At 74.1% G+C, this 12,568-nt stretch carries 11 protein-coding genes; 5 read left to right on the plus strand and 6 right to left on the minus strand.

The genetic code is table 11. From position 1 onward, the window contains the following. The coding region (locus tag ABZ471_RS02660) for an RICIN domain-containing protein (protein ID WP_359061600.1) at positions 1-871 on the plus strand (871 nt) is incomplete at its 5' end. A 14-nt stretch (positions 872-885) separates the two neighbouring features. Here the strand turns inward: ABZ471_RS02660 and ABZ471_RS02665 are convergent. The 3 genes from ABZ471_RS02665 to ABZ471_RS02675 all read right to left on the minus strand — a co-directional run bounded on the left by ABZ471_RS02665 (position 886) and on the right by ABZ471_RS02675 (position 4,504). Continuing rightward, positions 886-2,895, minus strand: a complete 2,010-nt coding sequence (locus tag ABZ471_RS02665; protein ID WP_359061602.1) for an AAA family ATPase — start codon at positions 2,893-2,895, stop codon at positions 886-888. After that, complete coding sequence (locus ABZ471_RS02670; RefSeq protein ID WP_359061604.1) at positions 2,892-3,692, minus strand: DUF4255 domain-containing protein; 801 nt, start codon at positions 3,690-3,692, stop codon at positions 2,892-2,894. Before ABZ471_RS02670 ends, ABZ471_RS02665 begins: the two co-directional genes overlap by 4 nt. Before the next feature lie 149 nt (positions 3,693-3,841). Beyond that, positions 3,842-4,504 (minus strand): response regulator transcription factor, encoded by a 663-nt coding sequence (locus ABZ471_RS02675; RefSeq protein WP_359061606.1) that lies wholly within the window; start codon positions 4,502-4,504, stop codon positions 3,842-3,844. 269 nt (positions 4,505-4,773) lie between these two features. On the opposite strand from ABZ471_RS02675, the gene ABZ471_RS02680 reads away from it, so the two are divergent. Together ABZ471_RS02680 and ABZ471_RS02685 are read left to right on the plus strand one after the other, a co-directional pair. Next, the gene (locus ABZ471_RS02680; protein WP_359061609.1) at positions 4,774-7,545 is read left to right on the plus strand and encodes a LuxR C-terminal-related transcriptional regulator; all 2,772 of its coding nucleotides are present in this window, start codon (positions 4,774-4,776) and stop codon (positions 7,543-7,545) included. 51 nt (positions 7,546-7,596) lie between these two features. Next, positions 7,597-8,124, plus strand: coding sequence for a hypothetical protein (locus tag ABZ471_RS02685; protein ID WP_359061611.1), 528 nt, complete (start codon positions 7,597-7,599; stop codon positions 8,122-8,124). 68 nt (positions 8,125-8,192) lie between these two features. Here the strand turns inward: ABZ471_RS02685 and ABZ471_RS02690 are convergent, their stop codons facing one another. Then, positions 8,193-8,624, minus strand: coding sequence for a hypothetical protein (locus ABZ471_RS02690; protein WP_359061613.1), 432 nt, complete (start codon positions 8,622-8,624; stop codon positions 8,193-8,195). A gap of 560 nt (positions 8,625-9,184) precedes the next feature. Between ABZ471_RS02690 and ABZ471_RS02695 the strand changes: the two genes are divergently transcribed. Then, a complete protein-coding gene (locus ABZ471_RS02695; RefSeq protein WP_359061615.1) occupies positions 9,185-10,861 on the plus strand; it encodes a sigma-70 family RNA polymerase sigma factor in 1,677 nt (558 codons plus the stop codon). Here ABZ471_RS02695 and ABZ471_RS02700 read toward each other — a convergent pair. Next, positions 10,843-11,202 (minus strand): helix-turn-helix domain-containing protein, encoded by a 360-nt coding sequence (locus ABZ471_RS02700; RefSeq protein WP_359061617.1) that lies wholly within the window; start codon positions 11,200-11,202, stop codon positions 10,843-10,845. The genes ABZ471_RS02695 and ABZ471_RS02700 overlap by 19 nt on opposite strands. A gap of 77 nt (positions 11,203-11,279) precedes the next feature. Between ABZ471_RS02700 and ABZ471_RS02705 the strand changes: the two genes are divergently transcribed. Further along, positions 11,280-11,876 (plus strand): NAD(P)-binding domain-containing protein, encoded by a 597-nt coding sequence (locus ABZ471_RS02705; protein WP_359061619.1) that lies wholly within the window; start codon positions 11,280-11,282, stop codon positions 11,874-11,876. Here ABZ471_RS02705 and ABZ471_RS02710 read toward each other — a convergent pair. After that, positions 11,873-12,559: a glycerophosphodiester phosphodiesterase gene (locus tag ABZ471_RS02710; RefSeq protein ID WP_359061621.1), complete on the minus strand. Its 687-nt coding sequence runs from the start codon at positions 12,557-12,559 to the stop codon at positions 11,873-11,875. The two genes, ABZ471_RS02705 and ABZ471_RS02710, sit on opposite strands and share 4 nt — an antisense overlap. Positions 12,560-12,568: the final 9 nt, after the last annotated feature.

The raw sequence follows: 12,568 nt of genomic DNA on the forward strand, positions 1-12,568 counted from the left end.
GTTCGTGAAGGCGACGCTGAAGCCGCGGAAGATCATCTGGTTCGGTTCGAAGGAGCAGCGGCCGTACACGCTGTCCGTGCTCCGCTCGGGCTCGAGCCCTCTGGCCGTGGAGGGGACGTATGTTCAGCGTGGTTTCCTGCCGCGCTGGCTGGCGACGTTCCTCGGTGTCGTCATGGCGCTCGCGGTGACGTTCGTGATGCTCTGGATCGCCTACAAGCCGAACGTCAGCTCCCGCGCGACCGAGAAGGTCGCCGCGGCCGGACAGACCCTCGCACCCTCACCGACGCCGAGCCCTGTGGTGAGCGCACCGGCTCCGGAACACTCCGCACCGGTACAGGGCGGGGGAGAGAGCGAGAAGCCCGCCGGGACTTCGGGAGGATCGGGCGGAGGCTCGGACCCGTCCGGTTCTGGCGGTGACGGCGGGACGTCCACCGGTACGAAGCCCGACCCCAAGCCTCGGCAGCCCCCGCAGGCCGTGGGGCAGCTCATCATCGGGCAGGCGTCGAACCGGTGCATCGACGTCCCCGACGCCCAGAACGGCAAGGGCAAGGACGGCACGCAGCTCCAGCTCCGGGACTGTGCCGGAACGGCCAACCAGAAGTGGGACTTCCGCGGCGACGGCACCCTGCGCTCGGTCGGCATGTGCATGGACGTGGCGTGGGGCTCCAAGGACGACGGGGCGCACATCCAGCTGGCCCGGTGCAGCGGCAACCCGGCGCAGCAGTTCGTGCTGAGCCAGGCCGGCGACCTGGTGAACCCGCAGGCCAACAAGTGCGTGGACGCCATGGACAACGGAACCGGCAACGGCACCAAGCTCCAGCTGTGGACCTGCTCGGGCACGCCCAACCAGAAGTGGCGGGTGCAGGACTAGCCCGCCACCCCGAGTTACCAGGAGCCCTCGCCCGGCAGCAGCCGGCCCGCCTTGCGGTACTCGCGCCGGGCGCCCTCCAGCAGGTCGGCCGCGGTGACCACGTCGTCGCGGTCGGCGGCGAGGTAGGCGGCGGTCACCACGGCGCTGCGGATGGAACCGCCCGCCAGTTCGTAGCCGTCGGCCACCGGGCCGGGGTCGATGCCGTCGGCGCAGGGCACGTGGGACAGGCTGTGCCGCCACAGTGCCCTGCGCTGCTCCCCGTCCGGGAACGGGAAGTCGACGACCAGGTCCAGGCGCCGGGTGAACGCCTCGTCGATGTTGGCGCGCAGGTTGGTGGTGAGCAGGGCGATCCCGTCGAAGGACTCCAGACGCTGGAGCAGATAGGCGCTCTCCATGTTGGCGTACCGGTCGTGCGCGTCCTTCACCTCGGACCGCTTGCCGAACACGGCGTCGGCCTCGTCGAACAGGAGCACGGCGTCGGTGCGGTCGGCTTCGCCGAAGATGCGTTCGAGGTTCTTCTCGGTCTCGCCGACGTACTTGTCCACCACGGACGACAGCTGGACCACGTAGAGGTCGAGACCCAGTTCGGCGGCGACCACCTCGGCCGAGAGGGTCTTGCCGGTGCCGGACTCGCCGGCGAACAGGCCGAGCACACCCCGGCCCCGGCCGCCGCCCGCGCTGAGCCGCCAGTCGCCGAGGACCCGGTCGCGGTGCCGGGCGCGCAGGGCGAGTTCGCGCAGCTGGGTCAGGGGCCGTTCGGGCAGGACGAGGTCCCGCCAGTCGACCGCGGGCCGGATCCGGCGGGCGTGCTGCTCCAGGCCCGAGGCGGACTGCTGGCGGGCGGCGAGGCGCAGATGGGCGGGGGAGAGGGGGGTGCCGTCGAAGCCGGCCAGGCCCTGCGCGGCCCGCGCAGCCCGGGCGACCCGGTCGCCGGGCAGGTGGTAGGGGGCGACCGTGGCGGCCAGATCGAAGCCGGGCTCCTCGCCCAGGGCGGCCGACCAGAGGCCGGCCGCTCCCGCGCCGTGCCGGGGTACGTCCAGGACCAGCGGGTCGTCGTCGCACCAGTGGGGGTCGTACGGCCGCCGGCCGCTGATCAGCACGGGCACGTCGACGGCGCCGGCCAGCTCCTTCACCAGCGGGCCGGGTTCGTCCGGCAGGGCGGAGACGACCACGGCGCGGCCGGTCAGCCGGGCCTCCCGCAGCAGCGCGGGCACCCGCTCCCGCGGGCCGGAGAAGCACAGGGCCCCCAGACCGGCCGCGTCCAGGGCGGCGGCGACACAGGCCGGCCCGTCGCCCTCGCGGCCCTCGCGCAGGTAGGCGGTGAGCGCGGGGCCGGCCGTGAGCCGGGTGGCCAGTCGGTGTGCGAAGCGGGCGAACTCCTCGTCGCCGTTGTGGAGTTCAGGAGGCGCGGGCAGTGGGTGGAGGTGCCCGGCGAGCGCCGCGTCGGGGGTGTCGTCGCCGAGCAGATGGGCCACCAGCCGGTCGGGCACGAGCAACGAGCGGCTGAGGAAGGGGCGTTCGGTCTCCTCCACGACGAGCAGCCCCAGCGCGCGCAGCGGTGCGGTGGGGTGCATGCGGGCCCGGGCCGGTGCCGCGTGCGCGGGGACGCCGCACAGGTCGAGCGCGAGGCCGGCGGTGGCCCGGCGCCGGCTGACGTCGTCGTTGAGGTAGCCGTACAGCGGCTCGAACGTGCGGTCCAGGTCGGGCGCGAGGGCGATGAGCAGCAGGGTGACGTCGAAGTCGGTCAGGCCGAGGCGCGCGGCCAGTGCGGTCAGCCGGTCCGGAGGCCGAACCGAAGGCTCCGTCAGAGGCGGTGGCAGCGGGTCCGCCGGATGCAGCAGACGCCGTACGGCCTCCTCCGAGAGGTACAGGCCGCGCAGCGGGTCGGCGGCTGTGGGGTCGTCGGCACTGCGGTGGTCGACCAGCAGGGCGACCCGGTCGCGCAGGGTGGCCAGGCGGGTGAGGAGCGCGTCCGCGGCGTGGGCCGCGGACCTGTCGTACGACGTCGGGGTCCACGGGGTCACGTCGTACCACCCGTATCGCCCGTACCGCCCGTGCCGCCTGTACTGCCCGTGCCGCCTGTACTGCCCGTACCGCCCGTACCGCCTGTACTGCCCGTACCGCCCGTACCGCCCGTATCGCCCGTACCGCCCGTGCCGTGGCGCCGTCGGGCGGCTCTGCGGGCGTCCCGGGCCGCCGCCACCTGCCGCGGCCGGTGCGCACGTTCGCCGTCCTGCCGGGCGGTGCCGTCCAGGTCACGCATCCGGATCGCCGCGCCCTCGGTGACGGGCGGGCCGGCGTCGTACTCGGGGTAGGCCGGGAAGGGGGCGGTGACCACCAGGTCGAGGGACGGCTTGAGTTCACCGCCGAGCGCGGACCAGATCTCCGCGAGGGAACGGGACTCGGTCTGGATTCCAGCCACCGACAGCGCCACCGTCATGCCCAACGCGCCCAGCGCACCGGGCAGTTCGGACGGTGGCAGCAGCTCCCGCGGGATCAGTGTGGCCAGCACGGCGGACAGCAGCCGGTGTTCGTCCTGCGGCTGCTTCGTCCACGCGGTCACGAGGTACGACAGCCGGAACCAGCGCGGCGGCTGGCGGCGCCTGACGACCACGTCCCGCTCGTCGACCACGGGCACATGACCGCGCTGGCGGCGGTTCACGTCCTCCCGGATGTCGTACAGATAGGCGTTGATCGTGGGCGCGTTGCGGCGGGCGGCCCAGTCGCGGGTGGGCGCGTCCAGGGCGACGTCGATGCCGGAACCGGCCAGAGCGCCGCCGCCGAGCAGGGTCTTGAGAACCTCGTCCACCTCGTGGATCACCGTCGTGCTCCCGCCCCGCCGTGCCCGGTCCCGTTCCTGTCCGTTCCTGCCCGATCCTGCCGGTGCCCGGTTCGTCCCCGCAGGCGCGCCGGGGACGGCGGCCGGGCAGAAAGCGCTGCCCAAGGGGCCGCCCCAGGCTGCCCGTTCGGTCAGATGTAGCCTTCCCGCAGGGCATGGGCCACCGCGTGTGCCCGGTTGCGCAGGTGCAGCCGCGTGGTCAGCCCGTGCATGACGTTCTTGACGGTGCGTTCGGAGTAGGACAGCTTGCTCGCTATCTCTCCGGTGTCGAACCCCTCGGCGATCAGCCGCAGTACGTCCACCTCCCGCGGTGTCAGACCGGTGGAGGGGGCACCGAGCCGCCCGGCCGCACTCCGGTGCAGCGTGCCCACCTGGCTGATGAGCCGGCCGAGCAGGTCGGCGGGCAGGTCGCCGTCACCGCGGGCGGCCGCGAGGACGGCCTGCACCAGGCGGTCGGCGGTGGCCTCGTGGCGCCACACGATGGCGCCGACCCCGCACTCGATCACGTCCAGCAGCTCCGCCTCCCGCAGGGAGCGCACCACCAGCACCGCCCGGGCGCCCTCGGTGCGCACGAGCCGCCGCAGCCGGGTCAGCGCGCCCTCGTCGAGCATGTCGTCGACGAGCAGCGCCACCGTGCCGGGGCCCGACTCCTCGCGCAGCTCGACCTCCGGGTACCGGCGCAGCTGGCCGAGCACTCCCTCGCGCAGGATCGGGTCCGAGGCGTGCACCGCCACCGGTGTCCGCGCGACGGGGCCGGCCGTACCGGTGCGAGTGGTCCGCGATGAGCTGAGCAACCGATTCCCCCAAGTCCGCTGGCCTGCCACGCCTGTGAGGTCGGTGGCAGACGGGTCTACCTCACACTCCTGTGGCGGACGACGCGGGCGCAATCGTGGAGCACCACGAGCACCACCACGAGAACAGCTGTACGACAACCACGACGGTTCCCGTGCGCCCGGTTCCCCCGGGCCCGCGCTCGGCCGGCGTGGGTCTTGTCACGCCACCACGTTCCCGCAGCGCACGTCCTCGCTTGCGGGAGACGCCACGTCAGACCAAGGAGGCAGGGATGTCCGGATCGCAGTGTGCGGGGCCGCACGAGCACCGGGAGGCAGCCGCGCTGCTGGCCGCCGGGGCCGCGCGCGCCCGGTCCGGCGCCGGCGGCCTGGTGCTGCTGCGCGGGGCCACCGGCACCGGCCGCACCAGTGTCCTGGAGGCCGCCGCCGAGGACGCCGCAGCCCACGGCATGCGGGTGCTGCGCGCCCGCTGCGCACCGGGCGAGGCCGCCGTGCCCTTCTCCGCCGCGCTCCAGGTCCTGGGCCCCGTCACGGGGTTCGAGCAGGCGGGCACCGAACGTGAACGGGCCGGCCTGCTGCGGCGGACGCTGCGCGGGCACGCCGAGCGGTCCCCGCTGCTGGTCGCCGTGGACGACGTCCACCTCGCCGACCGCCCCTCCCACCGCTGGCTGGTGGAGTCCGCCCGGCACGTGGACCGATTACGGCTGCCGATCCTGCTCGCCGTCACCGAACGCAGCCAGTACGACGTGGATCCGCCCGCCCCGGGCTTCGCCCACACCCTCTCGCCCGCGCTCGTGCGCACCCACACCCTCGCCCCGCTCCCCCCGGCCTCGGCGGCCGCACTCGTGCGCGCCGGCCTCCCCGGCGCACCCGGACACTGGGTCGACGACTGCGTCCGGGCGGCCGCGGGCAGCCCGTTGCTGCTGCGTGCTCTCCTCGACGACCTCGGCGATCCTGTCCGGCACCCGACCGTCCCGCCGACCGTCGCGGCGCTCTACCCCGGGAGTTACCCGGCGGCCGTGGCCTGGTGGCTGGACAACGCCGGGCCCGGCACGGCCGAAGTGGCCCGGGCACTCGCCGTCCTGGACGACGGATGGGACCGCGGGCTGCCGGACGCCGGCCCCGGCAGCCCGCCCGAGGAACTGGGCGCGCTGCTCGCCGGGCTGGCCGGAGCCGATCCGGCCCGGGTGGCCGGCTGGCTGACCGCCATGACGGGCCTCGGCCTGCTGCGCCCCGGCCCGGACCGCCGCCCCCGCTACGCCCATCCCCTGCTGCGGGACGCGGTGCTCGCGGGCGTACCGGAGGAGCGGCGGCGCGCGGCGCACCGGGCCGCCGCCGAGGCCCTGCTGCACCGCGGCGCATGCCCCGACGAGATGGCCAGGGAACTGCTGCTCTCCGGCCCGGTGGGCGCCTCCTGGGCACCGGGCGTGCTCCAGGAGGCCGCCTCCCGCGCGGTACGGGAGGGCCGCGTCGGCGACGCCGTACCGCTGTTGCGCCGAGCGCTCGACGAACCGCTGCCCGACGCCCGCCGGCAACGGCTGCTGACCGAACTGGGCTCCCTGGAGGCGGCCGGCCGGGGTGCCGCGTCCGGTATCCCCCGGCTCACGGAGGCGCTCGGGCTGCCGGCCGCACCGCAGGACCGGGTGCGCGCGGCCGTCGCCCTCGGCACCGCGCTGGCCGCGCACGGCAGGGCGCGCGCCGCCGTCGAGGTCCTGTCCACGGTCGACGGCCAACTGGCCGGCGACCGGCCGGAGCTGGCGAGCGCACTGCTCACCGCCTCGGCCCTGCTGGCCGACCGGGACCAGGTGGTGCGCCGCGAGGTGTACGGGTGGCTGTCCGACACCGCGGAACGCTCCCCGGAACTGATCGGCCCGGCCACCGGGGCCCTGCTCGTCCGGTACGCGGCGACCGCGGGGCTCACCTCGGCCGGGGACGCGATGCGGCGCGTGCGCGAGCTGCTGGCCGAACCGGCCGATCCGCTCACCGAGCCCTTCCTGCTGGGAACGGCAGCCGCGGTGGCCCAGTGGGCCGACGAACTCGACGAGGCGGACCGGCTCGTGGACCGCGGCCTGGCCGGTCAGCGCCTCGACCTGCTGCACCCGATGTACGAGGCGCTGCTCAACACCCGCGCCGACATCATGGCGGCACGCGGAACGTACGGGTGGCTGCCCGCCGAGCCGCCGGTCGTCCCGGACGCGGGGCCCGTCAACGCGCAGGCCCACATCCTGCTCGCGCTCGTCGCGCAGGACCGGGCGGTCGAAGCACAGCGGCTCGCGGACGGCTTCGACCTGCGGGCGGCGCCCGACTCCTGGGAACTCAACCGGTTCCTGTACGCCCGGGGCGTGCAGCGGGCCGCCGCCGGGGACCATGCCGGGGCGCTGCACGACTTCCTGGAGTGCGGCCGCCGCCAGTCGGCCCGCGAGGTCCTCAGCCCGGTCGTGACCCCGTGGCGCTCGGCCGCCGCCCTGTCCCGGCTCGCCCTCGGCGCACCCGAGGAGGCGATCGCCCTCGCCGAGGAGGAACTGCGCCTCGCCCGGGTGTGGGGCACACCCCGCACGGTGGGCCGGGCGCTGCGCGCGCTCGGCACGGTCACCGGCGGCCGCCGGGGTCTGGAACTGGCCGAGGAAGCCGTACGACTGCTGCGGGACGCGCCCGCCGGCGCCGGGCCGGAGCTTTCGGCGGCGCTGCTCGCCCAGGGCAGGCAACTGACCGCGGCCGGGGAACGCGCCCGGGCCCGGCACTGTCTGCGGGAGGCGGCCGAGCTGGCCGAACGCCTGGGCGCGCTACGGCTGCGGACGCTCGCCGAAGAAGCCCTGCGGGCCGGCGGCGCCCGGCGTACCGCGGCCGCCCGCACCGGCTCGGGTGCCCTCACGGGCAGCGAACTGCGCATCGCCCAGCTGGCCGCCGACGGACGCACGAACACGGAGATCGCAGGCCTGCTGCACCTCGCCCGGCGCACCGTGGAGACCCATCTCACCAGCACCTACAAGAAGCTGGGCATCCGCCGCCGCAGCGAGCTGCGCCAGGTCCTGAGCCGGGAGTAGGAGCACCCGCCAAATTTTGAACACGTTCAAATGCAGGCGTACGCTCTGGCCATGAGCGACAGAGCCGCCCTGCTCAAGGGCATCCGCGTCTGGCTGGTCTTCTTCGTCGTGTGCCTCGTGCTCAGCGGGGCCACCGCCTTTCCGCTGGTCCACGAACTCCGCTGGACCGAGAGCGCGTTGCGGGCGCTGTCCGTGCCCGACTACCTGCCCGGCCTCATGGCGTGGATCGCGCGGGTGCGGGACGGACTCGACACCGTCGACGCCACGTACCCGTTCGTGCTGTACGGCACCGACTGGCTGGCCTTCGCGCACCTCGTCATCGCGGTCGCCTTCTACGGGCCGTACCGGGACCCGGTCCGCAACATCTGGGTGGTCGAGTTCGGGATGATCGCCTGCGCCGGGATCATCCCGCTTGCGCTCGTGTGCGGACCGGTCCGGGGAATCCCCTTCTGGTGGAGCCTTGTCGACATGTCGTTCGGCGTGTTCGGGGTCGTCCCGCTGTACCTCGTACGCAGGAAGATCAAGCGCCTGGAGGCGCTCGGCGCGCCGGCCGCCGCCGCGGCTACCGCTGCTGCTTGAGGGCGGCCATGACGATGCACTCGTCGACGGGGCCCGGTTTCCCGGGCCCCACTTCATCCGTGCTTCTGTCAGCCGTAGTTGTCGGGGATGAAGCAGAAGTCGGCGTGGCTGACGTCGGGGAGCTGGCCGCCGTTGTTGAGCGGGGAGATGAGTCCCGTGTCGGCGTCGATGCCGTTGGGGAACCCGGTATTGGCGATGTCGAGGTAGCGGTTGGCGTTGTCGCCGCCCTTGACCGTGACCTGGCGGACGGCGATGGAGTTGGGCTGCGCGATGGTGAAGTTCACCGTCTTCTGCGCGTTGGTGAACGTGACGGTGAGGGTGCCGCTTCCGTCGCCGGGAAGCTGGATGGGGAACACCTGAGGGGTGTCCGAAGGGTCCACCCTGAGCGCTTTCGAGCCGTCGGGGCAGACCGCGTCCGGATTGCCCGACACGAAGATGGGCGGTACGGCCGCGGCCGACGCGGGGCTGGCGGCGATGCCGACAACCACTGCCGCGGTCACGCCGGCACCGGCGATCCGCGCTCCCCATCTCGGGCGTCGCGGCTGCGTGTTCGATCGGGTGGGCACTCGCATGTCGGGCTTTCCTCCTGGTTGTCCGGGTCCCGGATATCGGGCACCTGATCTCGCTCGCGCGGACTCTCGCCTATTTCCGTCGGGAGTTCGAGTGCGGGACATCTGCCCCTGGGTGGGTGTTCTCGAAATTCCACGTCTCGAGCACCCCCTGTGCTTTGTCACCCCTTTTAGTAGGCCGATCGGACTCTTTCACCGGCCGGAAAGGTGAGACAGGGATGCGCGGAGCCGTCGGAACTCGGCCGAATGGTGACGCTTTCGCTTCCCGGTCACTCGCATCCCGGCCGTCACCGGCCGTGGGAGCTCTGAAGCGCCCTCGATCGCAACCGCTCGCCGCGACCGCGGTCCTGAAGCGGACCCCGTGAGAACGATGGTGGGCCGACCTCCCCCTACAACCCGGAAAAACTGTTATCCGGCCACCGCCGGGCGCGTCTCCTCAGTGTGATCCACGGCATTGCATGCAGGACGGCCCGGGCTGAGAAGGTGCGGGCATGAGGACGGACGTGGGCGGCAGGGAGTGGTCCGTCGTCGTCGCCGCCGCACAGGCCGGCGACCGGCGGGCGCTGGAGGAACTGCTCCAGGGCTGGCTGCCGCTGGTCTACAACGTCGTGGGCCGCGCCCTGAACGGCCACGCCGACGTCGACGACGTCGTCCAGGAGACCATGCTCCGCGCCGTCGACAACCTCGGCACGCTCCGCGACCCGGACAGCTTCCGGTCCTGGCTGATGGCCATCGCCATGCGGCAGATACGCGACCGGGCGCGCCGCGGGAAGGACCGGCGGCCGACCGAGGGCCCGCCGCAGGAGGCCGGCGACTTCGTCGAACTGTCCGTCCTGCGGCTCCAGTTGGAGGGGCAGCGGCGTGAGGTCGCGGAAGCCGTGCGCTGGCTGGACGCCGAGGACCGGCAGCTGCTGTCGCTGTGGTGGCTGGAGGTGGCCGGCGAGCTGACCCGGCGCGAGCTGGCCGCGGCCGTCGGCATCAGCAGGCAGCACGCCGCCGTCCGCGTCCAGCGCATGAAGGCACGCCTGGAGACCTCCCGCGGCATCGTGCGGGCCCTGGCCGGGGCCTGCCCCGAGCTGCCCGCCCTGACCGCCCGCTGGCACGGCCGACCCGACTCGGTGTGGCGCAAACGGCTGGCGCGGCACCTCCGGGGCTGCGGCTGCTGCGGCGACGCACGCGAGCCCGTCGTACCGGCCGACCGGCTCATCGCCGGGATCGCCCTCGTGCCCGTACCCGCCGGGTTCACCCTGTCGCTGGCGTTCGGCGGCAAGACGGCCGCCGCGGCCACCACCGCAGGCTGGTCCGCGAAGGCGCTGAGCGCCCTGGCCAAGCCCGCCGTGGCCGTGACGGCGGGGGCGACGCTCGTCGCGGGCGGCGCCTACGTCGTCGTACGCACCCCCGACGCACCGCCCGCACGGACGGCACCGGCGCCCACGGCGGCCCGCACGACCGTCCGGCCTCCCGCCGCCCCCGCTTCCCCGCCCCCCTCCGCCTCGCCCACCCCCGCGCCCACACCCTCAGCGACCCGGCAGAAGGCCGTCTACGGCACGGTCGTCGACGCCGTCGACCGGGCCCCCGACCCGGACACGCCCCCGGCCGCCCTGCCCCGCCGCCCCGAGACCGGCATCACCAGCACCGGCGGCGCCAAGGCCGTGATGCAGCACCGCGGGGACGGCGTCACGCTCAGCGGCCGGGGCTACGTCCAGGTCCGCTGGCAGATCCTGCCGAAGTCGCGGCCCGGCGCGCTGGTCATGCCGGCCTGGACCGGGCTGCGGGGCAAGTTGTTCCACGTCGCCTCGGGCGGCGGCCGCCGCATGGACGATCCGCTGGCCGGCAGCCCCGACGGCTACGCCACCGGCATGGGCGGTCCCGCCATCGGCTACGCGGTGCTGCCCGCCGGGACCCAGCAGATGTGGCAGAACGAGTACTTCTACCTGGACGGCAACGTCACCCTCACCGTGAACGAACGCGGCTGCGACTACGGCGTCATCGTGTTCCCGTCCACCTGGCAGGCGGTGCACCAGGACGTTGCCACCGGCCCTGCGCAGGGCGCCATCCGCTACGGCCTGGTCCGCGACGACGGCAAGGACTCGGCGCCCGTCCCGCAGTACCTCACCCGCACCACCCCCGCCGACCCGGCGACGGTGGCTCAGCGCTCGCGCGTGTAGCGCTCCTGCGCGGCCATGACCTCGTCCCCGTGCGCGAAGGCCCACGCACCGAAGGCGTCGATGGGGGCGAGCAGCGTGCGCCCGAGGTCCGTGAGCCCGTACTCCACCCGGGGCGGCGCACCGGTGTACGCCCGCCGCTCCACCAACCCGTTGAACTCCAGCCGCCGCAGCGTCTCGGTCAGCACCTTCTGACTGATCCCGCCGATGGTCTCGCGCAGCGCGCCCGGCCGCCGGGGGCCGTTCTTGAGGGCCCACAGCACCACGGAGTTCCAGGTGTTGGCGAGCAGGTCGAAGGCGAGCCGGGCGCGGCAGTCGGCGAGGAACGCCTGGTCGTCGGTCACGTACCGAATGGTGCCCGAGCCGCTTCCTACTGTCGTGGCCGTATGCGAATCCAACCGGCTCGGACGGGGTGGCAGTTGTGCGTATCGGAATACTCGGCACGGGCGGCATGGCGGACGCGCTCGGAACCCGGTGGAAGCGCGCCGGGCACGACGTGCTCGCGGGCAGCCGGTCACGGGGAGACGTACGGGCGGCGGCGGAGCACGGGAGCGACGCGGTGCTGCTCGCGCTGCCGTACCCGGCGGTCGTGGAGGTGGTCGCCGCACGCGCGGACGTCCTGCGCGGGCGGGTGTTGATCGACTGCACCAACCCGGTGGGCCCGGACTTCGGCCTCCGCACGGCCGGCGGCCCCGCGGCCGCCGAGCGGATCGCCGCCGCGGCCCCCGACGCCCACGTGGTCAAGGCCTTCAACCTCTGCCATGAGAGCGTCTGGCGGCTGACCCCGCCGGTCTTCGCCGGCCGTCCCCTCGCCGTCCCGCTCTGCGGGGACGACGAGGACGCGCTCGCGGTCGTACGGCGCCTCGTGCACGACCTCGGCTGTGCACCGCTGCACGCCGGCGGACTGGACCGCGCCGGGCTGCTGGAGGCCACGGCCGCCCTGCTGATCCGGCTGTGGGTGGGGGAGGGAGCCGACGCCCAGGCGATCGCGCCGCCGCTGGAGTTCGCCGGAGGTTAGCCGCCGTTGCGCAGGGAGTGCAGGACGTCGACCCGGTTGGTGGTGATCGAGTCGACGCCCAGGTCGAGGAGGCGGCGCAGGGAGCGGCGGGTGTCCGGGGTCCAGACGGACAGCAGGTACCCGTCCCGGTGGACACGGACCGCCAGGTCACGGTCGACCAGGGAGAAGCGGTAGTTGAGCCAGCGGGGGCGCACCGCAGCCAGCAGCGCCGGCCGGGGCGGGGCAAGCGTCGTCCAGGTCAGGGCGATCTCGGCGGACGGATCGGCGGCGCGCACGGCGAGCATGGCCTCGGCATGCGCGCAGTAGTACACGCGGTCGCGGGCTCCGCTCTGCCGCACCACGTCCATGACCTGCTGCACGCTCCTGCGGTCCACCCGGCCGCACAGGTCCAGCATCACCCGGCTGCCGTCGGTCGCGGCCAGCGCCTCCGCCAGCGTCGGCACCCCGCCCGCCGTGAGCCCGCGCACCTCGTCGGCCGACAGGGAGTGCAGCGGCCGGTCGTGCTCCCACAGCCGCTTCAGCGTCACGTCGTGCAGCAGCACGGGGACGCCGTCGCGGGTGAGGCGTACGTCGACCTCGACCCCGTCCGCGCCCAGGTCGAGCGCGGAACGCAGGGAGTCGAGGGTGTTCTCGCGGAAGCGATAGGGGGCGCCGCGGTGGGCCACGGCGGTCACGGTCTGCATGGCCCCCAT

It is taken from the genome of Streptomyces sp. NPDC005728 (genome assembly GCF_040630895.1).
Classification (GTDB): Bacteria; Actinomycetota; Actinomycetes; order Streptomycetales; family Streptomycetaceae; genus Streptomyces.